The following is a 24,652-nucleotide window of genomic DNA, read 5'->3' on the forward strand; positions in this document are numbered from 1 at the left end:
ATGAGCGATAACGCGGTAGAAATGCGCTACAAACACTGCCCCCACGGTTTTAAACAAAGGGGTTCAACCCAACACCTTCTGCTCTTTGTTGCCGGATTTTGACTTAGAACCCTTTATTTTAAACGTAAGGGCCTGCAACCCGGCGTCGCGACCAGAAGGTGTTGGACTTGAACAAAATTCATACACCAAAGATCAGCACGCCCTAAAGTATCAGACCTTAAAGTGTCCCACCAGCTGGTTCAAGCGCTGTGACAGCCCTTTAATTTCCTTAGCCAGGTTATCGTTCGATTCCGCTACCGCCGAAGCAATAGTGGTCTGATCATTCAATTGGTGCAAACTTTGGCTAATGGCGTCAGAAACCTGCATCTGTTCATTGGTGGCCAATGCAGTTTGTGAAGACATATCATTTACAGTAGCAGACGACTGTTGAATACCCGTAAAGACTTCATTGGCTTTTTGAAACATTTCAACCATTTGGTCGGCATTTTTCTTACCACTGGATATTGCGTCGGCCGACAAATTGACACTAGTGGTAAGCTGTTCAATCATAGTTTGAATGTGATTAGTACTTTCTTGCGTGCGGGTCGCCAGGGTTCGCACTTCGTCGGCAACCACTGCGAAACCCCGCCCCTGTTCACCGGCTCTGGCAGCTTCTATTGCCGCATTGAGGGCCAACAAATTGGTTTGTTCTGCAATACCCCGGATGACGTCCAATACCGAGGCGATTTCTCCTGAATTTTTCTGTAATTGGGCTGAACTATCCAGTGCTTTATCCATATCGGATGACAGTTGACTAATTTGCCGGTTAGATTTATCCACCACCACGATCCCTTCGCCGGACATTTCAGTGGACTTTTGCGCTTCCTCGGCGGTGGTAGAAGCAATAGTCGCCATCTCCTTGTTCGAGCTATTCATCTCATACACGGCGCTGACAATAGACTCGGACGCGACTGTCAGGGAATTAATCACCGATTGGGTTTTCTCTGCTGATTCAGCTAAGGTCACTGTTAACTCGCCCAGAGCATGTCCTTGGCCCAAAATCGATTTAATCAATTCTCGAAGGCTCTCGACAAAATTATTAAATTCAACCGCCAGTTCGCCAAATTCGTCTTTTGAGCTGACATCGATACGTGCAGTCAGATCTCCTTCTCCCGAAGCAATTTCATTAATTCTGCTGGTCAGAAAGTTAATCTGTTCCGTAAGTTTTTTCGGCACTGCATAGCTAAACCAGCCGGCTATCGCCACCAGGATAAGCAAGACGACTAATGATATTGATTTAAACGTGGCGACATCACTTTCAAGCTCTTGTTGCACTTCGGTGGACTTGCTTTCTGCCGCTACACCGGCCTTATCTAGCACACTGCGTAATGATTCAAACCTGCGGGTTGATTCAGCGATACGTGGGTCCGAAGTATTCAATCCACCATTCAAACTTAATTCAACTACCTGATTTGATGATTTCAACCAAGCGGAATATTCTGCTTCAAAGTCACTAAAACGTCTGGCGACATCCGGCCAATCTGACAAATATTGACGGTATTGATTAAAGCGCTGTTCAACTTGTTCGGCGTTTTCCTTAAGTGCCGCTTTCTCTTCATTCACGTCACCCAATTTAGCGATAATATGCGTTTCAGCCAATTTTGCCTGATATAAATCCCGGTCCGCATTCAGCACCACAGATATGGCACTCAGAAATTTACTGGCCTGAGCGTCCAATGCTTCTTCCTGCATACGCAACAATTGCGACAGCAGCAAGAAAGTAATGAGCAGCGCGATTGCCAGTAACACTATAGGTAACGAACTTTTTACGCGGATACTTTGCCAATTCATCTGAATACCACCTTAATAATGAATATCAATTCAACCCGACTATTACGTTAGTTCAACTTTGCTCACTTGGCGATGAATTACATTAAATTAACATTTAATTACTGCAAACAACTTGTTGATAACCATCAATTTAATTGATTCGGGGTGGTATACCTTAAGATTAGTAAATAACTGTCAAGATAAACTGGCGTTTAAGGCAAATGCTGTAAGGCGAGGTATTCGCGGCTCTGCATTTCTTTTAGTCGGCTTAAACAGCGCTTAAATTCGAAATCTAACTGGCCTTCGGTATACAGACTATCTATCGGCACCGCTGCCGATAAAATTAATTTAACATTGCGTTCGTAAAATTCGTCGACCATGGCAATAAAACGTCTGGCGGCATCTTCATTGTGGCGCCCCATCTGTTTTACCGCCGACAACAATACAGTATGGTAACAACGGCTAATTTCCATATAGTCGGTCTGGCTGCGTGCGCTTTCACACAACACATTAAAAGCGAACATGACAACGCCATCCGCATCTCTTAGGCTGGGCAGCATACGGTTGGATATCTCGATTTCCCTGTTTTGATGTCCTTGCTCAGGTGCCAGTTGTTCAAAATAGCGGTGTAAATTGATACTTGCCTGCTCGTCCAGCGGTGAATGATATATCTCAGCTTGTTCCAGGGTGCGCAAACGATAATCGGTGCCACTATCCACGTTGACTATCTCACAATGTTGGTTAATCAGTGCAATGGCTGGCAAAAATCGTGCACGTTGTAGTCCGTTTCGATATAACTCGTCAGGAATAATGTTGGAGGTTGCCACCAGCACTATGCCGTGTTTAAACAATTCTTCAAACAGTGTGCCCAGAATCATGGCATCAGTAATATCGGATACAAAAAATTCATCAAAACAGATTATTTTTGCCTCATCGGCAAAGCGCTGCGCAACGATTTTAAGCGGATCAGACTGTCCCGCCAACGTTTTCATTTCCTGATGGACACGATGCATAAAACGATGAAAATGGATGCGCATCTTGCGTTTTATGGGCAAGCACTCGAAGAAGGTATCAACCAGGTAGGTTTTACCTCGCCCAACGCCACCCCAAAAATACAGTCCCTTCAGTTTTTGCTGCTGATCATGGGACAGAAACCACCTAGACAATGCCTGTAATGGCCCCTTTACCGAACGCTTGGCCAACAGCTCATCGTACAGGCGTTGTAAATGCATCACTGCCTGTTCTTGCGCCAAATCATGCACAAAGTCACTGCTTTTCAAATCTTGCTGGTATTTTTGCCACGGAGTTAGAGGTATCATATAGAACTGCTATTGCCCTGTTGGTCAGTAATTAATTAAAGAATTTTATGGCCGCATAGTTTGCTTAGTGCTTATTATTAAGTAAAGCGTATGTTGAAGATTGTGGAGGTTTTATGGATTTTATAACGGGTTTGTTACTGCTGCTTGCCGGTGGTGTGATTGGTTTTTTTGTGGCCCGCTATTGGTTAGCGCAACGCAATGATAACGGTACCGACAAAAATACCGAAAATACCATCAAGGAAATACTGGCGGAACATACCAGCACACATTTGCGTGAATCACGTCAGCTGATATCTGCCATCGAGCAACAGTGTGCTGCACTAAAATCACAGTTTGACCATTTTGAAGTGAGTGTATCGGATGCACAACAAGACCAGGAAGGTAACAAGCTGACTTATTTTGGTGACCAGGCCAACGCCTATCTGCGCCATAAAGCCACTCGCAGCAAAGCTGAGCCGGCATCTTCAGATTACCAGCCACTGGACTACGCGGGTGGTAATTCGGGATTGTTAAGCGGAGATAGGAAACAACGAACCGGCACATCTGAATAACCAGAGGCGGTTTATCTTTCCTAGGGAACTTTGTCAGGGTTAATTGAGTCAGTAGTTTCGGTGTTGAAAAATTCTTTTCTATCCCTATTTCAACGATCTAACTTAATTAACCTGGAGTGTTTCCCGAATGAAAAATGCTGTAATTCGTACTGTTGCTGCGATTACCTTATCGGTCGCAGTAATGTCATCCACATTCGCAGCCATCCCTTTTTTTTCTGATGACGATAAAGTTCCCTCATTAGCGCCCATGCTCGAAGAAGTCACCCCAGCGGTGGTGAGCATCTCGGTTGAAGGTACACAGGTGTCCCGCCAGCGGGTACCCGAGATGTTTAAATACTTCTTTGGCCCTAACGCCCCAGATGAACAAGTGCAGGAAAGACCCTTCAGAGGTTTGGGCTCTGGCGTGATTATCGATGCTGACAAAGGTTATATTGTCACCAATAACCATGTTATCGATAACGCCAACGAGATTCGGGTTAAATTAACCGATGGGCGTGAATTTGACGCCAAAATGCTCGGCTCAGATGAACAAAGTGATATTGCCCTGCTGCAAATTAAGGCCGACAATTTGGTCGCACTGAAAATGGCAAATTCAGACAAATTGCGGGTCGGCGACTTCGTGATTGCCATCGGTAATCCGTTTGGACTTGGTCAGACCGTGACCTCAGGCATTGTCAGTGCCTTGGGCAGAACGGGGCTGAATATCGAAGGCTTTGAAGACTTTATTCAAACCGATGCAGCGATTAACCGCGGTAATTCCGGCGGTGCATTAGTCAACCTTCATGGTGAACTGGAAGGCATTAATACCGCCATTCTCGGCCCAGGCAATATCGGTATCGGTTTTGCTATTCCCGCCAATATGGTCAAAAGTCTGACCGATCAAATTGTCGAATTTGGTGAGGTACGTCGTGGCCTGTTGGGGATCACCGGTAGCGATCTGGATTCCGATCTGGCCGATGCAATGGGACTGGACATCAACCAGGGCGCCGTTATTCGTGAGGTTACGCCTGATTCTGCAGCGGACAAAGCAGGTTTGGCAGCACGTGATGTGATTACCGCCATTAATGGCAAAAAAATTCACAGTTTCCTCGAACTGCGAGCAAAAGTCAGTACACTGGGCGCCGGTTCAGAAATCAAGCTGACGCTGGTTCGCGATGGCAAGACCCGCACGGTGACCGCCACCTTGGGTGATTTTGAAGCCAGTAATATTACCGCCAAGGAGATCCACCCGTCATTAGAAGGTGCGGTGATGTCAAATGGCAAAACCAAGAATGGTGACAAGGGTGTCGAAATCAGCGAACTGGCTGCACGTTCACCTGCAGCCAGAGTCGGTTTGCAGAAAGGCGATGTCATAGTAGGTGTCAATCGTCATCGGGTTGAAACCGTCGCGGAACTGCGTAAGCAACTAGAAGACAACCCGCGTGTCATTGCCTTGAATGTTAAGCGCGGAGACAGCTCAGTGTTTCTGGTAGTGCGTTAAATCTATAGGGCCTGTTTGCTGTTGGTGTGTTTTTGCAGCAGGCGCTGAATTTGAACAAAATTCATATACCAACAGCAAACAGGCCCTAATAAATCTGACAGATAGCGGCATTGCGCCGCTATCTTCTGTTAATAGTCAATGGTATTATTTTTGCAATTTTTACAATCAGTTGACTGAATATCATAGTGAAAAAACGTTCCTGGGGTTATTTCTTTAGCAAGTCGATCATACTTGGCATCGTCGTATCTCTTGTCATGTTGATATTGATACCCGATCTACGCCAGGGGTCGGGACTGGGTTTTCGTTTATTCAACCAGCAAGCCAATTTAACTGATCGGGTCAGTTTTCACGATGCTGTCAGATCCGCAGCCCCTGCGGTAGTAGATATTTTTAGCCAAAGTATCGATACCAAACCTTTTCCTTATCGTGGCCAATCGATTGAAAAAACCAGCCTGGGTTCAGGTGTGGTAATGAGCGAACAAGGTTATATCCTCACTTGCTATCACGTTATCCGCAACGCGGAAACCATTCTAGTCAGACTCAGTGACGGACGTATTCTGGAAGCTCAACAAGTCGGTTACGATCCCTTTACTGACTTGGCAGTATTAAAAATAGAAGAAGAAAACCTGCCGGTTATCACCCAACAGGAGCAAACCAATACCCGTGTCGGGGACGTAGTTTTGGCCATAGGTAACCCTTACAACCTGGGTCAGACCATTACTCAAGGTGTGATCAGTGCAACCGGTCGTAACGGCTTGAGTAATTATATCGCTAATAATGGTTATGCCGGATTTATCCAGATGGACGCCGTATTAAACCAGGGTAACTCCGGAGGTGCATTGGTGGACTCAAACGGCGTACTGATTGGTATTAATAATGCCAATTTCAAAACCCTGGACAGTCAGAACCGGGTTAAGGATGTGGCCGGCATTTTCTTTGCCGTACCCTACGAGCTGGCGAAAAAAGTGATGGATGCGATCATTGCTAATGGTCGGGTCATTCGAGGCTATCTGGGGATTTCTGCCAAAGAAGAGTGGGACACCAAGAACAACGCCCTTTATCCCGGCATTCTGGTGGAAGACCTGGAACCTTTTGGACCGGCCCAAAAAGCCGGTATCAAAATGGGCGATATTTTGACCCGGGTCAATGAACAACCAATTGAAGGTGTGTTGCAGGTACTGGATATAGTCGCCGAAACAAAGCCCGGCACCACACTGACCTTTGAAGTCATCCGTGACAAAAAAGTGTTAAATATCCCCGTCACTATTAGCGAGCTGGGAACTAGCTAACCCTTACCGAAAGGGTGTTAGCTTATCCGGCGAATATTAGCACCCAGCCCATTCATTTTTGTTTCAATATGATCATAGCCACGGTCAAGATGGTAGATGCGATCCACTATGGTTTCGCCCTTAGCAACCAAACCGGCGATAACCAAACTGGCCGAAGCACGCAGATCTGTTGCCATCACTTGAGCACCATTTAACTTGGAATGACCACGACAGACAGCGCTATTGGTTTCCAAATCGATTACCGCCCCCATGCGCTGCAATTCAGGGACATGCATAAAACGATTTTCAAAAATGGTTTCCGTTACCACCCCCGTTCCGCTGGCAATGGCATTTAACGCAACAAACTGGGCCTGCATATCAGTAGGAAAACCGGGATGAGGAGCAGTTTTGATATTAACGCTAGCGGGACGCTTGCCCTGCATATCCAGCTCAATCCAGTCTTCACCACAAGTCACTTGAGCACCGGCTTCACGCAATTTACTGATGACGGCATCCAACGTTTCTGGCGCGGCATTCAGACATTTTACCTTGCCGCCTGTGGCGGCAGCGGCGACCAGAAAAGTACCGGTTTCGATCCGATCCGGTAACACCCGATAATCACATCCATTCAGTTCGGCTACACCTTCAATGCTGATTTTGTCAGTGCCGGCATGAGATACTTTTGCACCCATCTGGTTTAAACAGTTGGCCAAGTCAACAATCTCGGGCTCTCGTGCAGCATTTTCCAGTATGGTGGTTCCTTGTGCGAGCGCAGCTGCCATCATCAGGTTTTCAGTCGCCCCGACACTGACCATATCCATAAAGATACGCGCGCCTTGTAAACGTCCGTTGATTGAGGCTTTAACATAACCTTCCTCAACCACTATCTCCGCGCCCATCTGTCGTAAACCATTGAGGTGTAAATTAACCGGCCGCGCACCAATAGCGCAACCTCCGGGTAACGAGACTTCTGCTTTTCCGTAATGCGCCAGCAACGGGCCTAGTACCAAAATGGAAGCGCGCATGGTTTTGACCAGATCATAAGGCGCCACACAGCTTTGCAGCTTGCCGGTATCGATAGTCACTGTTTGGTGATCCAGACGTTCAGTACTGGCTCCCAACTGGGATAGTAATGCCAGAGTAGTGTTGATATCACGCAATTCCGGCACATTGGTAAACCGACATTCCTGTTTGGTCAACAAACTGGCAATCAACAAGGGTAAGGCTGCATTCTTTGCGCCGGAAATGGTGACTTCTCCCCGCAACACCGTGCCCCCCTGAATACACAACTTTTCCATTACAGCGCTCCTGGCATCAGAAATTTACGTTCCTTTTGCCATTGTTCAGGCGTAAAGGCTTTGATGGTCAGCGCATGTAAACTTCCATCAGCAATCTGCGCCTTTAATGGCGCATAAATGAGTTGTTGTTTTTTGACCCGGTTCAGGCCTTCGAAAATTTCGCCAACCGCGATTATTTGAAAATGAGAACCTTCACCGGTAACTACCAGTTCAGATAATGTCAGGGATTGTTTTAAAATGGATTCTATTTCGGATATTTGCATGACCAATCTATGTTTGGAATAAATTGACCTTATTGTAACGGTAAAAGGCTTTCAACGTCGCTCATTTTTGCCAACTTAAGCAAAGAGGTTGGAGTATTAATCAATTTCAACGATTTTTTTTGCTGTTCGCACTCTCCGACTAACTGGATCAACCAGGCTAGTCCTGCCGTATCAATAGCTGTGACCCCTTGCAGATCGAACACGAGATCCGATTCTATTTGTTGCCATTGGGCTTTCCTGTTCTGCCAAGGCTGCGCCAAGTTAGCGCTATTTAACGCGCCACGGAAATCAAACTGCTTATTGTCGTTAAGCACAATATTCAACTTTTCCAACTTTAGTTACCTTCTTTGCTACTGGTATCTTTTAACACTATTGGCTGACTGTTTTTTTCCTTTAACATGTTGATAACTTTGTCGATACCGTCCTGACGGATAATGCCTTCCAGTTCGCTTTGTTTACTGGACAATAAACTAATACCCTCAGCTACCATATCAAAAGCTTTCCATTCGTCGGTACGGGAGTTTTTGCGTACCTTAAAGGCAATTTTAATATCAGGCCGCCCGGGCTCTTTTACCAGCGCACGAACCGTAACCATGCGGTCATCGTCTATTTCTTGCTTGGGTTCAAATTCCACTACTTGATCGTCGTACTGAGCCATGGCAATAGCATAAGTGGTTACCAGATAATCCCTGAAGACCTGAATAAACTCCGGAATTCGCTCCTGGGGCACCGATTTGAAATGTTTACCTAATACTTTGAGTGCCGAAAACTTGTAATCCACGTGGGGTAACAACTCTTCTTCCATAATTGCGCGCAGCAAATCCGGATTCTTGTCGATTGCCGCCCTTTCGCGTTTGATACGATCAAAGGTTTTGGTGGCAGCATTTTTTACCATCAAATAAGGATTATCTTCCGCCTGAGCCACGGCTAAAGTGGAGATAGAAAGGCCAATGACTAACACTAGCGTATTGACTAATTTGCCCAACATATTAATTCCTCTAATCCTTCGATTTGCTAAACAGGAATTGACCAATCAGATCCTCTAGAACTAATGCTGATTTGGTATCTTCGATGTAGTCACCTGCTTTTAATGTGCCAATACCATCAAATGAGAACCCGGGCTGCAATCCGACATATTGTTCTCCCAATAGCCCCGAAGTCAAAATAGCTACCGAGCTGGTTTCAGGAAAATTAGTATATTCCTGTGCAATAGTCAGTGTAACAACCGGGGTAAAATCTTTGTCATCCAATTTGATTTCGGTGACTCTACCTACTATCACACCACCAACTTTAACAGCTGAACGCACTTTAAGGCCGCCGATATTATCAAATTTAGCAAACAACTGATAAGTCTCACCGTTACCACTCATTCCCCGGTTCGCCACATGTAAAGCCAACATCAAAGCCGCTGCTATGGCTATTGCGACAAATATACCGACCATTAATTCAATCTTACGCGAATTCATTTTATTCAATCCCAAACTCTATTTGTTGATCCCAAACGCTATTCAATCCCGAACATAAGCGCTGTCAGAATAAAATCTAGCCCTAAAACGGTTAACGAAGCATGCACAACTGTTTCAGTTGTGGCCTTACTGATCCCTTCCGATGTCGGCAGGCAGTCATACCCTTTAAACACCGCTATCCAGGTCACAACAGCAGCAAAAACCAAACTCTTGATAACCCCATTTAATACATCATCGTTGAAATCAACGGTTGACTGCATAATTGACCAATAACTGCCACTATCCACCCCCAACCAGTCAACGCCAACCAGATGACCACCTAAAATACCCACAGTGCTGAAAATAATTGCCAGTAGCGGCATCGAAATAATTCCGGCCCAAAAGCGTGGAGAAATAATCCGGCGTAACGGATCAATGGCCATCATTTCCAGACTACTCAGCTGTTCGGTCGCTTTCATCAAGCCAATTTCTGCGGTTAACGCAGAGCCCGCTCTACCGGCAAACAATAGCGCTGTAACCACCGGTCCGAGCTCACGTAACAACGACAATGCAACCATCGGCCCCAAGCTATCTTCGGCACCGTAATCAACCAGAATGGTATAGCCCTGTAACGCCATTACCATGCCAATAAACAAACCCGATACCACAATAATCAGTAGCGACTGCACCCCGACCACATAGACTTGCTTGATCACTAGTGGCAAATTTTTAAGCGGTTTAGGCCAGGCAACAATTGCACCACTGAGTATTCGAGCAGCGCGTCCTAAGGCGGCTACTTTATCCAGGGCGTGGGCACCCAAATCAACCAGCCACATCAGTATTTTCCACCCTTTAATAATTGCTGTTTCAAATCTTCAGCCGGATAATGGAAAGGAACCGGTCCGTCAGCCTGACCTTGCAAAAATTGTTGTACCAGCAAAGAGTCACTATTGCGGATTTGCTCGGGACTGCCTTCACCAATGACCTTCTGATCGGCAATGATATAAATGTAGTCGGCAATACTCATGACCTCATCGACATCATGGGTCACCACCAGACTGGTCAGATTTAATGCATCGTTCAAGTCTTTAATCAGCTTAACCAATACTCCCATCGAGATAGGATCCTGACCAGCAAAGGGTTCATCATACATGATAAGTTGCGGATCCAGTGCAATCGCCCTGGCCAATGCCGCGCGACGGGCCATACCACCAGACAATTCACTCGGCATCAATTCCGCAGCACCGCGTAATCCCACAGCTTGCAATTTCATCAAGACTACCAGGCGAATCAACGACTCGGATAATTTAGTGTGCTCTCTTAGTGGATAGGCAATATTGTCAAATACTGACATTTCGGTAAACAACGCGCCGCTTTGGAACAACATACTCATATGGCGTCGCGCTTGATACAACTTGCGACGATTCATGGCAGGAATGGATTCACCGTTAAACAGAATATCCCCCTGATCCGGCTTCAGCTGCCCACCAATCAATCTGAGCATAGTGGTTTTGCCAATCCCGCTGGGGCCCATTATCGCAGTGGTTTTACCGCGTGGTATTTTCATGGAGATATCCTGATAGATAACACGCTGGCCGCGTTTGAAAGTCAGGTTATTAATTTCTACCAGATAATCCATTTTTTATTTGATGATCCTAAATTTGCAATGAAGGCAGGTGTATCACCTGTAACAGTTGAAACTACTAAGTGGTGCCATTCTAATTAATTTCAATATAGATTAGAAATATTAAAAAGTTACAAAATGTAATTTCAATTACACTTACGCTAATCATACCTTTTATTGGCGCATAACGATACTGACAGATCCGTTACTTCAGTAAAAACTGATAAAGCAAAGATTGACCATAGGCAAAGCGCCCTGTTTTTGCGACAATTCCGGCAAATTAATAAGTAGACGTAAATTGATGATAGTTGATGTTGCAATTTTTCTGGTCGGGTTGACGTTATTAAGCTGGAGCGCTGATCGTTTTGTTTATGGCGCATCTGCATTGGCTGGTAATTTAGGCATTTCTCCGATGATTATCGGCTTAACTATTGTGGCAATGGGTTCTTCGGCACCGGAAATAATGGTGTCTTTTACCGCATCTTTTGCTGGCAATCCGGATACTGCAGTGGGTAACGCACTGGGTTCCAATATTACCAATATTGCATTGGTATTGGGGGCCACTGCCTTATTTAAACCCATGCTGGTTGCCTCGAGTACCCTGAAAAGGGAAATGCCGATGTTAATCGCCGCAACATTGCTCGGTATATATTGTCTGGCTGATCAACAGCTATCCAGAAACGAAGGCATTGTACTAATCATCGCTTTTTTTGTGGCGATTTTTGCCGTTTGCTGGTTATCCATGCACGCCGACAAGAAAGACCGACTCGAACAGGAAATTAGTGACGAACTGGATCTTGATGTCAAAATGCCTAAAGCACTGATGTGGTTAGTGATAGGCATGATTTTGCTGCCTGTGAGTGCCCAGTACATGGTCGGTTCTGCAGTTAATATTGCCAAATTCTTCGGTATGAGTGATCTGATCATCGGATTGACTATTATCGCCATCGGTACCAGCTTGCCAGAACTGGCGGCCAGTGTAGTCAGTATGCGCAAAGGTGAAGATGATATGGCGCTGGGAAATATTATCGGTTCGAATATTTTTAATATTCTGGCCGTTTTGGCGATGCCCGGATTAGTCGCACCGGGCAGCGTAGATGCCGATGCAGCAGGTCGTGACAGCTATGTGATGTTGGCACTCACCCTGTTATTGGTGATTTTCAGTTTTAATTTCCGCGGACAGCGCAGAATTAACCGTTGGCAGGGCGGCGTGTTGCTGGCATTGTTTATTCTTTATCAAATTATTCTGGTGGTAAATCACTGATGAGCGTTGTTAAAACCTTGTATGGGGAAATCGATTCCCGTTTGATTACCAAACTGGCCAAAATCAAGTTGCTGGCATGTGATGTAGACGGAGTGTTTTCCGATGGGCGGATTTATCTGGGCAATGATGGTGAAGAACTCAAAGCATTTCATACCCGTGACGGTTACGGTATTAAAGCTATCCAGAAGCTGGGCATACAAGTCGCCGTCATTACCGGGCGTTCGTCGAATATTGTTGAACGGCGCATGCAAAATCTGGGGGTTGCCCATATTATCCAGGGTGAGGAAGATAAAGGTCCAGCGTTACAAGCTCTGACAAACAAACTGAAATTGGCCCCCAGCCAGATTGCAGCAATGGGTGACGATATGCCTGACATAGGTATGTTTGAGCTGGCCGGAATACGTCTGTCGGTAGCAGATGGTCACCCTTATGTTCGCCAGCAGGCCGATTATGTTACTTGCCTACATGGCGGTTTTGGCGCAGTGCGTGAAATCTGTGACTTAATCCTGCATGCGCATAAGAAACAGAACCAGGTACATGGTAGTAGTACATGAGCAAAGTTTCGATCAGCATTTGTCTATTATTTTTATTGGTACTGGCACTCAATCTGGAAGACTGGCTGGCCGATTCACCCATTCAGACAACAGAAAACACCGAAGAAGCCTGGCAACCCAATTACCAGGCCAATGAAATGCAGAGTACTTTGTATGACAAACAAGGTAACATTAACCATCTGGTTTATGCCCAACATATGGAGCACTATCAACTGCTCGGTTTTACCTTATTTGAACATCCGCAATACACTATATTTACCCAGGAACAGGATCGTCCCTGGAAAATTAGCGCGACAGAAGGCACTTTATACGACGACAACCGATTACATTTGGAAGACAATGTCATCGTGCAGAGCATGGATAAAGAAGGCTTCGTGCAGACAATGCAGACAGATTTCATTGAAATCAATCTGGATAGCAGAACATTAACCTCAGACCAGATTGTGACTATTACCGGCAAAAACTATGTGATGCAGGGCACCGGTTTTAGTGCCAATCTGGACAAACGTACATTTGAGCTACTCAATCATGTTAAATCGACTTTTGCACCCGGCCTTATCAATTAAGGTCTGTTGCCTGACATTATTATTAACACCTTTGTGTGCACTGGCAGACAAGGATGACTTCAAGCAACCGCTGGAAGTCATGGCGGAAAATCAAAGTGCCGACGGCATCGAGAAATCCGGCTTTTATCGCGGTAATGTCCACATAACCCAAGGCAGTTTGGTGATCGACGCCGACGAAGTGGACGTAATTGCTAAAGATGGACCAGGCAGTGAAGTGTTTATTGCCCGCGGTAAACCTGCCAGCTATCAGCAAAAGGCCGATGACGGCAGTATCATTAAAGCCATTGCAAATGAAATAAGATACACGCTGGGCGACAGGGTACTGACCCTAAAAGAGAATGCCGAGTTCCACCAGAAAAGCAGTATGGTCAAAGCAGAATTTATCGAGTTCGATATGGAAAACGAACAATTCAAGGCAAAAGGCGGCAACGATGATGATGGGCGTACCATCACCATCTATCAACCGGACACACAGGAAAAGCAAGATGGCAACCCTTAAAGCGACCCATTTAGCCAAATCCTATAAGTCCCGTCAGGTTGTCCGCGATGTCAGTCTGGAAGTGTCTAGCGGCCAGATCGTCGGCTTACTTGGCCCTAACGGTGCGGGGAAAACCACTACTTTCTATATGATTGTCGGTCTGGTTCCGCTGGATAAAGGCCAAATATTTATCGATGATCAGGAACTGACCCTTCAACCTATGCATGTGCGAGCCCGCAAAGGCATTGGTTACTTGCCGCAAGAATCGTCGATATTCCGAAAATTAAGCGTCTGGCAGAATTTGATGGCGATTCTGGAAACTCGCAAAGATCTTAATTCGGCACAGCGAGAAGAACAGGCGGATGCGCTATTGGACGAGTTCAATATCAATCATATCCGCAACAGTTTGGGCATGAGTTTGTCAGGAGGAGAGCGTCGCAGGGTAGAAATTGCCAGAGCTTTATCGGCTAATCCCGAGTTTATTTTGCTTGACGAACCCTTTGCTGGCGTCGATCCTATTTCAGTAACGGATATTAAAAAAATTGTTAATCACCTCAAGGACAGAGGCATTGGGGTATTAATTACCGACCATAATGTTCGTGAAACACTTGATGTTTGTGAAACAGCCTATATCGTTAGTCATGGGGAACTTATTGCCCAAGGCAGCGCGGAACAGGTGCTAGGCAATCAACAAGTACGAGATGTATACCTGGGTGAACAATTCAGGCTATAGTTAATAAACGTATCACCCAATATTTGGGCAAGATCACGCCTTATCGGATTTTTGAATTAACGGGACACAACAAGAAGTAAATGAAGCCCTCATTACAGCTAAAATTTAGCCAACAACTTACTATGACGCCCCAATTGCAACAGGCCATCCGGTTGTTGCAACTGTCTACTATTGATTTACAACAGGAAATTCAGGAAGCGCTGGACGCCAATCCCCTACTCGAAGCCGAAGATAATCAGGATAGTCCGGAAACAGAAAAAAAAGACTCAGATACTGAGTACGAAGCCTCTGACAGCATCGAATCAGGCGACGCACTGGAAAAAAATGAACTGCCCGATGAATTACCGATAGACTCCACCTGGGAAGAATACTATAGCGCTTCCTCTGCACCGGCCTCTTCAGGTAGCAGTGACGATGATCAAATTTATCAGGGTGAAACCACCGACAATATCCAGGAGCATTTGCTATGGCAGATGCGTTTAACTCACTTCAGCGAAACCGACGTCGCCATTGCAACAGCCATTATTGATTCAATCGATGAATCCGGTTATCTGACCGTCAGTACTGATGATATTCTCGCCAGCCTCGCCAATGAAGAAGTGGATATTGACGAAGTCAACTGCGTGCTAAAACGGATCCAGATGTTCGATCCTGTCGGGGTAGGTTCACGCAATCCGACTGAATGTCTGATGGTCCAGTTAAACCAGTTTGCTCCCGACACCCCCTGGCTGGAAGAAGCCAAACTGCTGATTACCCAATATATGGACTTGTTGGCCAGCAAGGATTATCGCACCTTGATGCGTAAATCCCGCTTAAATGAAGAACAACTGCGCGAGACTATTCGCCTGATTCAGACACTGAATCCTCGTCCTGGCAATGCGTTAATTACCTCTGAACCGGAATATGTAATCCCCGATGTGTCGGTGATGAAAAAGAACGGACGCTGGGTAGTCGAGCTGAATCCGGACAGCTTGCCCAAACTGAATATTAACCAGCAATACGCCGCGATGAGCCGCAGCGTCAAAAACACCAGCGACAGCCAGTTTATACGTTCGCATATGCAGGAAGCCAAATGGTTTATAAAAAGCCTGCAAAGTCGTAACGAAACGCTGCTCAAAGTATCCAACTGTATCGTCCAGCAGCAACAGGGCTTTTTTGAATATGGTCCTGAAGCGATGAAACCAATGGTACTCAATGATGTCGCAGAAATGGTGGATATGCATGAATCGACTATTTCGCGTGTTACCACCCAAAAATATATGCACACACCAAGGGGTATTTACGAGTTAAAGTATTTCTTCTCAAGCCATGTAGCCACCGAAAACGGCGGTGAATGCTCCTCCACAGCGATACGGGCATTGATCAAGAAGTTGGTAGCAGCAGAAACCCAAAGTAAGCCTCTAAGTGATAGTAAAATTGCGCAGTTGTTGGCCGATCAAGGCATTATGGTTGCTCGACGAACGATTGCGAAATACCGTGAATCATTAATGATTCCACCGTCTAACCAACGTAAAAGCCTGCTTTAGCAGCTTGAACATCAAATTTAAGGAAGTCGCGATATGCAAATCAATCTTACTGGCCACCATGTCGAAATAACTGACTCACTGCGTAACTACGTAGATTCTAAATTTACCAAACTGGAAAGACATTTCGACCATATCAACAACGTTCATGTGATCCTTAATGTAGAAAAACTTAATCAAAAGGCGGAAGCCACACTGCATTTGCATGGAGCAGAGGTGTTTGCCACCTCTGAACGCAATGATATGTATGCAGCAATCGACAGTTTAATTGACAAGCTGGATCGACAGGTCATTAAACATAAAGAGAAAGCCAGCCGACACTAGGGACTCAATTGAGTCGTAGAAGTTAATGAATATTAAAGACATACTCACTCCCGGCTGCACAGTTTGTGCAGCCGAAGATTCCAGTAAAAAGCGCATTCTGGAAACCATCGCCAATATTGCACACCGTGCGTTGCCACAACTCACTTCTGATCAGATCCTCGACAGCCTGCTATCCCGGGAAAAAATGGGTAGCACCGGCATTGGCAATGGTATTGCCTTGCCTCACGGACGACTGGATGATCTGGACAAAGTGCTAGGAATATTGGTGACCTGCCAGAACGCTGTCAATTTTGACGCCATCGACAACAAACCGGTGGATATTTTCTTTGCATTACTGGTTCCGGCCGATCAGGCTCAAGGCCATCTACAAACCCTGGCCACCATCGCGGGAAAATTGAATGATAAAGATATCGTCAAACAACTGCGTCAGGCCGAAACCAATCATGAGCTGTATGAGGCAATTATATGAAGCTGATGATTATCAGCGGCCGTTCCGGTTCTGGTAAATCAATCGCACTGAGAGTATTGGAAGATCTCGGTTACTATTGTGTAGATAATCTGCCAGTCAACTTACTGCCTACCCTGACCCATACGGTAGTAGACGAATATGACCAGGTGGCGGTCAGTATCGACGTACGCAACCTGCCGAAAAATCCGGATGAACTGGTGGAAATTCTCAATTATCTGCCCGATAGCTGGGACATGAACATTGTCTATCTGGATGCCAGTGACGATGTGCTAATAAAGCGTTTTAGCGAAACTCGTCGATTACACCCATTGTCGAGACATAATAAGTCTCTTAGTGAAGCCATTATGGCTGAAACTAAACTACTCGCCCCTATTATTGAACGGGCGGATTTGTATCTGGATACCGGTGAATTGTCAGTACATCAGCTGGCTGAACTGGTCCGGGAGCGGATTTTAGGTAAAAAGAGTTCTCGTCTGGTTATAGTGTTTGAGTCTTTCGGCTTTAAACATGGTATTTCCAAAGATGCTGACTATGTTTTTGATGCACGTTTTCTACCCAATCCTCATTGGGAGCCGGATCTTAAACATCTGACCGGACTGGACAGCGCAGTACAGACCTTTTTAGGCGCACAACCTATCGTCACCAAGTTTATCTGGCAAATTCAGAATCTGATCACTACCTGGTTACCTCATCTGGAGCGTAATAATCGCAGCTACGTGACTATTGCCATAGGATGCACCGGTGGACAACACCGTTCGGTATACGTGGCAGAATCGCTATGCGCCAATATCCGTAACACCCATCCCGATGTGCAAATTCGTCATCGCGATTTAAACCATTAATTTGTACAGGTAAAAACCGCTAATGAATCGAATTGAAAAATCCCTGGTGATCCAGAATAAATTAGGATTACATGCTCGCGCCGCCACGCAACTGGCCAAATTAGCCAATCAATTTGACGCCCAGGTCACGATCCAGCAACAGGATAAAAGTGCTTCGGCAAACAGTGTATTAGGGTTGATGATGCTGGAAAGTCATCAAGGCAAGGAAATCACCGTGATTAGCGAAGGTGTCGATGCTATCGCAGCAATGGATGCCGTCGAAGAACTGGTTGCCAAAAAATTTAATGAAGCCGAATAGCCCCACTGTCCTGTTTTAATCCTTGGTTGCCGGTGTCTTGGCATACCCGACCGGGTTTGGTTCTTCACTTCCATCTCATCTTTTAGTTATCGGATAGGTATAACACCGCCAAAATGTTCGGTGTGAATATCTTGCCGTTTCAAACTAAAGCAGTCATTCTGCTAAAAATTCTGCTGATCTCTCCTGTCGCTTCCTCTAAACTAGCAGCATAAAATCAATAAGTTGCGATGAGCCTTTGATTCATGTCCGACAATGCCGAACAGCAATACAGCAATAGCCAGCTTCAGATCATCAGTGATGCCCTGAATAATGGTATGTATGTGCAGGTTCGCAAAATGCTGCACAATATGCCGGCATGTGACGTGGCACTGTTACTGGAATCGACCACTTCCAGGATTCGGTCCGAGCTTTGGCAATTGCTGGATGCTGAATTCCACGGCGATGTACTGGAAGAGCTGTCCGAGGATGTACGTAACGGTATTGTGCGCAGCATGGTGCCGGAAAAAGTCGCCGATGCCGTTGAGGATATGGACACCGATAACATGGTGGAGCTGTTACGCAGCTTACCGGACAATACGGTGCAGGAAGTCCTCAATTCAATGGATCATCAGGATAGACTGCGGGCCGAAAAAGCCTTGGCTTACGGTGAAGAAACCGCCGGCTTTGTGATGAACACCGACACCATTAGCCTGCGTCCCGATGTCACTATTGACGTGATCTTGCGCTACCTGCGCCTCAAAGGCGATGTACCGGAAGATACCGATACCTTTTATGTGGTCAACCGTCACGACAAGCTGACCGGTTATGTGCCGGTCACCAAGCTATTAACCGCACGCACCGATATGACCGTCAAGGAACTGATGATCAAAAATGCCGAAGGAATTCCGGTTGATATGCCGGAACGGGATGTGGCTAAACTATTTGAGCGTTACAACTGGCTTTCGGCACCGGTGGTTGATGACGAAAACCATCTGGTTGGTCGGATCACCATTGATGATGTGGTGGATATCATCCGTGAAGACGCCGAGCACTCGATGATGAGTATGGCCGGCTTGGATGACGAAGCCGATACCTATGCGCCAATCATGAAAAGTACCCGCCGCCGCTCGATCTGGCTGGGAGTGAATTTATTTACCGCCTTAATGGCTGCAGCAGTCAGCGATTTATTTGAAGCCACATTAAGTCAGCTAGCCGTGCTGGCGATTTTGAATACCATTGTGCCGAGTATGGGCGGTGTTGCGGGCAATCAGACCCTGACTCTGGTTATCCGCGGTATGGCATTAGGTCATGTCAGTCCAGGCAACTCACGTTCGCTTATCTATAAAGAGCTGGCAATTGGGGCGCTAAACGGCTTGATTTGGGCCGTGCTGATTGCCTCTGTAGTGGCGTTATGGAAACAGGATTTAACTTTAGGGGCGATTATTGCCTTCGCCATGTTGGTGAATATGATTGCCGCCGGGTTAGCCGGTGCGACGTTGCCGGTCATAATGCAACGGATGAAAATTGATCCCGCGTTGGCCGGGAGCGTTATTTTGACCACTATTACCGATGTGGTCGGCATATTTGCTTTTCTGGGTACCGCCACCCTGCTACTCATGCCATGACAGGGCATTCATCAATGAAACTGCATCCCAACGTATGGCTGTTAATGCTGGCCCAAGCCTTTATTGGCTCCACGGGTCCACTCATTGTCTTTGTTGGCGGCTTTATTGGTATGCAGTTGGCGCCTTCACCAGCGCTGGCCACCATGCCCGTGGCATTTATGGTGATTGGGATTGCTATTTTTACCCTGCCAATTGTCCGCATGCTTAGTATAGTTGGCCGTAAAAAGGGCTTTTTACTGGCCATCAGTGCAGGCGTACTCAATACGTTTTTTTGCGCCTATGCCGTCACTATTCAACATTTCTGGTTATTCTGTTGCAGCATCATACTGTTCGGTATTCCGTTATCTACCGTTCAGCAATTCCGCTTTGCTGCAATGGAATCCGTGTCACCCAATAAAGCCGGTCAAGCCGTATCCGTATTATTGTTGGCAGGACTGGCAGCGGCTTTTATCGGCCCGGAACTGGGACTGGCCGGAAAAGACCTGTTTGCCATCGAGTTTGTCGGTTCGTTTATATTGCTGGCAACCTGTCTGGTCGTGGCCCTGCTTATACTGTTGTTCATCACGCCTACAGACTCTTCCCAGACCAACACCAGCGGCCAGGCCAGATCTTTAGGCGTTATTATGCGCCAACCGGTATTTATACTGTCACTGAGCAGTGCCGCCGTCGGGTTCGCGGTGATGAGTTTTATTATGACTGCCACCCCTATCAGCATGCATGTGCATCATCATTTCAGCATGGAACAAACCAAGTGGGTCATTCAGAGCCATATCATCGCAATGTATCTTCCCTCATTGCTAACCGGTATCGTGGTCAAAAAATTTGGCCCGTTACGTTTGCTAATCACCGGGATACTGGCCTTGGTGATATGTATAGTGGTCGGTTATATCAACCAGACTTATAGCCATTTCTGGTTTAGCCTGGTGATATTAGGGATTGGCTGGAACTTTATGTTCGTTGCTGCGACCAGTTTGTTGCCGCAGAGTTATCGTGAAAACGAAAAATTCAAAGTCCAGGGCATTAATGACTTCACTATTTTTTCGGTTCAGGCCGTCGTGTCACTGTCTGCCGGCTGGGTGATGCAGGAAGCCGGCTGGAATATTTTGCTGCTGTTGAATATCCCGTTAATCATACTGGTGTTATCCAGTATCTACTATTGGCAAAGAAGCCAACAACATGTCGTTCCGCCAACGCCCTCGGCTCTATAACTGACCTTTTAAGCGGGTACCTGTTGCAACTTTGTGCCCCGGTAGAAAAAATATAACGTCACAATAATGGCGGCAATAGGGATAAGTGAGAAGTAGAACGCCGTTTGACCATTGAACTTACCAAATACAATACCAGTAATAATTGACCCGGTGGTGCCTCCCAGGGCCGAGAAAATAACAATCAATCCCGTCATGGCCGAGTGCTGCACTTTAGGTAAGGAAGATAACATGATGGAATTAATTGCCGGGTAAATCGGTGCCATAAATAAACCGATTAGCGGGAAAATAAATGCAGCTAACGGTGCGTCTGCCCAGCCGCTTTCAGCGCCAGGATGAACCTGGTTCGCCAGCGGCATGGAAACCAGCACCAGCCCTGCCATGGTTAACAAACAAAAATTCAGCAACAGGTACCAGTTTACCTTGCGCATTAGTACACCGGCTGCCAGACGTCCAATCGCCAGACAGGCTGCAAAAATGCTGGTTGCCTGCACGCTCATATCGGCGGGCAATTGCAACACCTGATTGTTGAAGGTCGGCAGCCAGGTTCCAATCCCCTGCTCAATAAGAACATACAAAAACGCGGACAGAATAAATACCAGAACCAGCGGCTGATAAGCCAATCTGAGCATATCCATAAATTCCGCCAGTCGGCTGGTTTGTTGTTCATTACAAGGATTACTGAACGGCGTCTTTAATAACAGCAAAAAGTTGCTAAGCGTCAGTACCACCAGCAACCAGTAAGTATTTAACCAGTTGAGTGACGCAGGATCGCTGCCATCAATAAAAGTGCCGAATAACCAGTAGGCAGACAACACCCCGACCATAAAAGTACCTTCAATCATATTTAACAGCGAGGCGTGATGTTGCGGACTGTCGCTAATCAGACCGACTGTTGAGTAAAGCGACACTTTAATAAGACCGAATGCGATACCCACCGACAGAAACAGCACCTTACTCATCCAGAAAGCCGGGAATAACGGCATTAACAGACACGCCAGGGTAACCAGTAAACAACCGGCCATCATCGCTTTACGGTAACCCATTCGGGGTAAATAGGCGGCAAACAGGAAAGACACCAGCGCAATGGGTAAATCTTTGTAGCCTTCCAGTATGGCGGCCGACTCTTTGCTGACCGAGAAACTGTTAATCACCTGCAAGATGACGATCCCGACGCTATTGAGCAATATGGCAAAAACAAAATAGGTCAGTAATAGCGAAAACAATATTTGATTTTTATTGGTTGTCATCCGTTTATCCTGAGGTGAAATTAAAAAGTTAAACTATTGATCCACTTTTGTAAGCAGATTTTGATCCTAGTGTACCGGACAATAACAATATTGCAATCGATTGCAACAAACGCTAATCTTCCGTCATTAGCTCAGTTTTTCAAACAGGTTTACAGTGAAACACCCGATAACAGCATTACAATTTGATTTACACCCGTGGCAAGTTTCGACATCCGAATGGAACAATGACAGCGCAATGCATCAGGAAACCCTGTTTGCCGTCGCAAACGGCTATCTGGGTACGCGCGGTACCATGGAGGAGCAACATGGCAACAACCATCAAAGCTGTGAGGGAACCTACCTTAACGGCGTCTATAGCCGCGAAAAAATAACATATGGCGAAGTCGCTTATGGTTACGCCAGTCATAACCAGAAAATGCTGCAGGTGCCCAATGGCAAAGTTATCCAGTTGGAAATAGACGGGCAAAGGGCCCATATCCAAGATGCCCAGTCAAGCTGTCGTACCCTTGACTTGGCCAACGCTGTATTCAGTAGGACTATGCACTGGCAATCAGCCAGCAATAAAAAAATCACCCTGCAAAGCGACCGTTTTGCTTCCTTGAGCCGACCTAATTTGCTCTGCATCAGAATCCAGCTTGAAGCGGTTAATTTTGAAGGCAAGGTCAAGCTGTCATCGCTACTGGATGCCGATTATGGATTTGCCGCCAATCCTGATGATCCCCGTGTTGGACAGCTCAATATGGCTGAAAGTTTGCAGCTGATAACGAGCGAGGTTAAAGATCTCCAGGCGAGCATGTTGCATCGGGTCAGGGGTAGCTCTTTCGTGGTCAGCTCGGCTATAAGCCATACCCTGCCAGATAACGTCAAGTCGGTAACCGAGATTCACCACAACCAGCAAATCGGCTTCGACTACGAACTGGAACTGAAAGCCAATCAACCCGTAACCTTAATCAAATATGTGTCTTACCAGCACAGCGAACAGGATAACCCGGCCACCTTAGAGCAACATAACAAGCAATTACTCGATGAAGCCAGTCAACTGGGCTGGCAGCCTTTATATCAGGAACATCAGCAGCAGGTCGCGGACTTCTGGCTGCATAGCGACGTGGAAATTAACGGTGATCCGGCATTGCAGCAAGGTATCCGCTTTAACCTGTTACACCTTTTTATGTCAGCAGGAAAAAACGGCAAGAGCAATATTGCCGCCAAAGGCTTAACCGGACACGGCTACGACGGTCACTATTTCTGGGACTCCGAAGTCTACGTGGTGCCATTTCTACTGGCCAGCAACCCCGCACTGGCCAGGCAGTTTCTGTCATTCCGCTATCAAACCCTGGATGCCGCCCGGCAACGCGCCAGACAAATGTCGCATAAGATCGGCGCGCTGTATCCCTGGCGTACTATTGGTGGTGAGGAATGTTCGGCTTTTTTCCCGGCAGGCACGGCCCAATACCATATTAATTCGGCCATTGCCCATGCAATAAAAGCCTACTTTAATGCAACCCGGGATTGGGATTTTATGTGCCGTCAAGGCGCAGAGATGTTGTTTGAAACAGCACGACTATGGGTTGAGATAGGCCATTTCTCTGCTCGTCACAACGGCCAGTTTTGCATCGATATGGTCACCGGACCGGACGAGTATTCGGCACTGGTCAACAACAACTTTTACACTAATGCCATGGCCCGCGAGCATCTGCAGTTCAGCGTTACCATCGCCAAGCGTATGCAACAAGATTATCCCGAGCAATTTGGCCAGCTTTGCCAGGACATCAGTTTACAGCCGCAAGAATGGAAACTATGGGCTCAGGCAGCAGACAAGATGTATTTAGCTTTTGATGACGAATTGGGCATAAATCCGCAAGACGACAGCTTTCTGGATCGGGAAAAATGGGACTTTGACAATACCCCGGCAGAGCATTATCCGCTGTTATTGCACTATCACCCGCTGGTCATTTACCGCCATCAGGTACTTAAGCAGGCGGACGTGGTGCTGGCAATGTATATGCTGGATGACAAGTTCAGTCTTGATCTCAAAGCCCGCAATCTGGCCTATTACGAGCCGCTGACAACCCATGATTCTACGCTATCCAGCTGTATTCACAGTATCGAATACGCAGAGACCGGAGACTTCCAGCTAGCCTACCAGTTTTATCATGATACGGTACGGATGGATCTGGATAACCTGCACGGTAATACTGAACATGGAGTTCATACAGCCTGTATGGCAGGCTCATGGATGGGGATCGTTCACGGGTTCGCCGGCGTTCGATATCGTAACGATGAACTGTATTTTGCCCCCCATTTACCTGCCAGCTGGCAATCTTATCGTTTCAATCTGACCTATTTGGGACGCCATATCCAGGTTGGCGTCGAAGCTGAACAGGTAAGCTACCAGTTGCTCAGTGGTGAACCACTATGTATCACCCATGTCGATGCAAAAATCGAGCTTGTCCCGCATCAGACTATAACCGTTAGTTTATAAGGC

At 46.5% G+C, this 24,652-nt stretch carries 26 protein-coding genes; 16 read left to right on the forward strand and 10 right to left on the reverse strand.

Going from position 1 to position 24,652, the window contains the following annotated elements; all coding sequences use genetic code 11:
- Positions 1 to 210: 210 nt before the first annotated feature.
- Positions 211 to 1,830 carry a methyl-accepting chemotaxis protein gene (locus V1467_RS17275; RefSeq protein ID WP_416306218.1) on the reverse strand — a complete coding sequence of 540 codons (1,620 nt, stop codon included), beginning with the start codon at positions 1,828 to 1,830 and terminating at the stop codon, positions 211 to 213.
- A gap of 191 nt (positions 1,831 to 2,021) precedes the next feature.
- Positions 2,022 to 3,128 (reverse strand): cell division protein ZapE, encoded by a 1,107-nt coding sequence (zapE, locus tag V1467_RS17280; RefSeq protein WP_416306219.1) that lies wholly within the window; start codon positions 3,126 to 3,128, stop codon positions 2,022 to 2,024.
- A 113-nt stretch (positions 3,129 to 3,241) separates the two neighbouring features.
- On the opposite strand from zapE, the gene V1467_RS17285 reads away from it, so the two are divergent.
- From V1467_RS17285 to V1467_RS17295, 3 genes are all read left to right on the forward strand, one after another.
- Complete coding sequence (locus V1467_RS17285; protein ID WP_416306220.1) at positions 3,242 to 3,679, forward strand: ZapG family protein; 438 nt, start codon at positions 3,242 to 3,244, stop codon at positions 3,677 to 3,679.
- A gap of 127 nt (positions 3,680 to 3,806) precedes the next feature.
- On the forward strand, positions 3,807 to 5,159 hold the full coding sequence (locus tag V1467_RS17290; RefSeq protein WP_416306221.1) for a Do family serine endopeptidase: 1,353 nt from the start codon (positions 3,807 to 3,809) through the stop codon (positions 5,157 to 5,159).
- A 185-nt stretch (positions 5,160 to 5,344) separates the two neighbouring features.
- Positions 5,345 to 6,448: a trypsin-like peptidase domain-containing protein gene (locus tag V1467_RS17295; RefSeq protein WP_416306222.1), complete on the forward strand. Its 1,104-nt coding sequence runs from the start codon at positions 5,345 to 5,347 to the stop codon at positions 6,446 to 6,448.
- Between the two features lie 17 nt (positions 6,449 to 6,465).
- On the opposite strand, the gene murA is transcribed toward V1467_RS17295, so the two are convergent.
- From murA to mlaF, 7 genes are read right to left on the reverse strand one after another with little or no spacing between them, the layout of a single operon-like run.
- Complete coding sequence (gene murA, locus V1467_RS17300) at positions 6,466 to 7,725, reverse strand: UDP-N-acetylglucosamine 1-carboxyvinyltransferase (protein ID WP_416306223.1); 1,260 nt, start codon at positions 7,723 to 7,725, stop codon at positions 6,466 to 6,468.
- Positions 7,725 to 7,988, reverse strand: a complete 264-nt coding sequence (locus tag V1467_RS17305) for a BolA family protein (RefSeq protein ID WP_416306224.1) — start codon at positions 7,986 to 7,988, stop codon at positions 7,725 to 7,727. The genes murA and V1467_RS17305 overlap by 1 nt, the downstream gene beginning before the upstream one ends.
- A gap of 29 nt (positions 7,989 to 8,017) precedes the next feature.
- Entirely contained in the window at positions 8,018 to 8,320 is a 303-nt protein-coding gene (locus V1467_RS17310) for an STAS domain-containing protein (RefSeq protein ID WP_416306225.1), read from the reverse strand.
- Between the two features lie 2 nt (positions 8,321 to 8,322).
- Positions 8,323 to 8,976 (reverse strand): MlaC/ttg2D family ABC transporter substrate-binding protein, encoded by a 654-nt coding sequence (locus V1467_RS17315; protein WP_416306226.1) that lies wholly within the window; start codon positions 8,974 to 8,976, stop codon positions 8,323 to 8,325.
- Between the two features lie 10 nt (positions 8,977 to 8,986).
- Positions 8,987 to 9,454 carry an outer membrane lipid asymmetry maintenance protein MlaD gene (gene mlaD, locus V1467_RS17320; protein WP_416306227.1) on the reverse strand — a complete coding sequence of 156 codons (468 nt, stop codon included), beginning with the start codon at positions 9,452 to 9,454 and terminating at the stop codon, positions 8,987 to 8,989.
- Between the two features lie 38 nt (positions 9,455 to 9,492).
- A complete protein-coding gene (gene mlaE / locus V1467_RS17325; RefSeq protein ID WP_416306228.1) occupies positions 9,493 to 10,269 on the reverse strand; it encodes a lipid asymmetry maintenance ABC transporter permease subunit MlaE in 777 nt (258 codons plus the stop codon).
- Positions 10,269 to 11,072, reverse strand: a complete 804-nt coding sequence (gene mlaF / locus V1467_RS17330) for a phospholipid ABC transporter ATP-binding protein MlaF (RefSeq protein ID WP_416306229.1) — start codon at positions 11,070 to 11,072, stop codon at positions 10,269 to 10,271. Before mlaF ends, mlaE begins: the two co-directional genes overlap by 1 nt.
- Before the next feature lie 286 nt (positions 11,073 to 11,358).
- On the opposite strand from mlaF, the gene V1467_RS17335 reads away from it, so the two are divergent.
- From V1467_RS17335 to V1467_RS17390, 12 genes are all read left to right on the forward strand, one after another.
- Positions 11,359 to 12,321 carry a calcium/sodium antiporter gene (locus V1467_RS17335; RefSeq protein WP_416306230.1) on the forward strand — a complete coding sequence of 321 codons (963 nt, stop codon included), beginning with the start codon at positions 11,359 to 11,361 and terminating at the stop codon, positions 12,319 to 12,321.
- Positions 12,321 to 12,875 (forward strand): 3-deoxy-manno-octulosonate-8-phosphatase KdsC, encoded by a 555-nt coding sequence (kdsC, locus tag V1467_RS17340; protein ID WP_416306231.1) that lies wholly within the window; start codon positions 12,321 to 12,323, stop codon positions 12,873 to 12,875. Before V1467_RS17335 ends, kdsC begins: the two co-directional genes overlap by 1 nt.
- Positions 12,872 to 13,441 (forward strand): LPS export ABC transporter periplasmic protein LptC, encoded by a 570-nt coding sequence (lptC, locus tag V1467_RS17345; protein ID WP_416306232.1) that lies wholly within the window; start codon positions 12,872 to 12,874, stop codon positions 13,439 to 13,441. The genes kdsC and lptC overlap by 4 nt, the downstream gene beginning before the upstream one ends.
- Positions 13,404 to 13,940 (forward strand): lipopolysaccharide transport periplasmic protein LptA, encoded by a 537-nt coding sequence (lptA, locus tag V1467_RS17350; protein ID WP_416306233.1) that lies wholly within the window; start codon positions 13,404 to 13,406, stop codon positions 13,938 to 13,940. The genes lptC and lptA overlap by 38 nt, the downstream gene beginning before the upstream one ends.
- Positions 13,927 to 14,652 carry an LPS export ABC transporter ATP-binding protein gene (gene lptB / locus V1467_RS17355; RefSeq protein ID WP_416306234.1) on the forward strand — a complete coding sequence of 242 codons (726 nt, stop codon included), beginning with the start codon at positions 13,927 to 13,929 and terminating at the stop codon, positions 14,650 to 14,652. Before lptA ends, lptB begins: the two co-directional genes overlap by 14 nt.
- Before the next feature lie 80 nt (positions 14,653 to 14,732).
- A complete protein-coding gene (locus V1467_RS17360) occupies positions 14,733 to 16,178 on the forward strand; it encodes an RNA polymerase factor sigma-54 (RefSeq protein WP_416306235.1) in 1,446 nt (481 codons plus the stop codon).
- A 33-nt stretch (positions 16,179 to 16,211) separates the two neighbouring features.
- Positions 16,212 to 16,499 carry a ribosome hibernation promoting factor gene (hpf, locus tag V1467_RS17365; RefSeq protein ID WP_416306236.1) on the forward strand — a complete coding sequence of 96 codons (288 nt, stop codon included), beginning with the start codon at positions 16,212 to 16,214 and terminating at the stop codon, positions 16,497 to 16,499.
- Positions 16,500 to 16,524: 25 nt separating this feature from the next.
- Complete coding sequence (gene ptsN / locus V1467_RS17370; RefSeq protein WP_416306237.1) at positions 16,525 to 16,968, forward strand: PTS IIA-like nitrogen regulatory protein PtsN; 444 nt, start codon at positions 16,525 to 16,527, stop codon at positions 16,966 to 16,968.
- The gene (gene rapZ / locus V1467_RS17375; RefSeq protein ID WP_416306238.1) at positions 16,965 to 17,810 is read left to right on the forward strand and encodes an RNase adapter RapZ; all 846 of its coding nucleotides are present in this window, start codon (positions 16,965 to 16,967) and stop codon (positions 17,808 to 17,810) included. Before ptsN ends, rapZ begins: the two co-directional genes overlap by 4 nt.
- Positions 17,811 to 17,832: 22 nt before the next feature.
- Positions 17,833 to 18,108: an HPr family phosphocarrier protein gene (locus V1467_RS17380; protein WP_416306239.1), complete on the forward strand. Its 276-nt coding sequence runs from the start codon at positions 17,833 to 17,835 to the stop codon at positions 18,106 to 18,108.
- A gap of 242 nt (positions 18,109 to 18,350) precedes the next feature.
- A complete protein-coding gene (gene mgtE / locus V1467_RS17385) occupies positions 18,351 to 19,712 on the forward strand; it encodes a magnesium transporter (RefSeq protein WP_416306240.1) in 1,362 nt (453 codons plus the stop codon).
- Between the two features lie 14 nt (positions 19,713 to 19,726).
- A complete protein-coding gene (locus tag V1467_RS17390) occupies positions 19,727 to 20,920 on the forward strand; it encodes an MFS transporter (RefSeq protein ID WP_416306241.1) in 1,194 nt (397 codons plus the stop codon).
- A gap of 8 nt (positions 20,921 to 20,928) precedes the next feature.
- On the opposite strand, the gene V1467_RS17395 is transcribed toward V1467_RS17390, so the two are convergent.
- Positions 20,929 to 22,167, reverse strand: a complete 1,239-nt coding sequence (locus V1467_RS17395) for an MFS transporter (protein ID WP_416306242.1) — start codon at positions 22,165 to 22,167, stop codon at positions 20,929 to 20,931.
- 154 nt (positions 22,168 to 22,321) lie between these two features.
- Between V1467_RS17395 and V1467_RS17400 the strand changes: the two genes are divergently transcribed.
- Positions 22,322 to 24,649, forward strand: coding sequence for a glycoside hydrolase family 65 protein (locus V1467_RS17400; protein ID WP_416306243.1), 2,328 nt, complete (start codon positions 22,322 to 22,324; stop codon positions 24,647 to 24,649).
- Positions 24,650 to 24,652: the final 3 nt, after the last annotated feature.

Origin of the sequence: Neptunicella plasticusilytica (genome assembly GCF_047922965.1) — a bacterium.
Taxonomy (GTDB): domain Bacteria; phylum Pseudomonadota; class Gammaproteobacteria; order Enterobacterales; family Alteromonadaceae; genus Neptunicella; species Neptunicella plasticusilytica.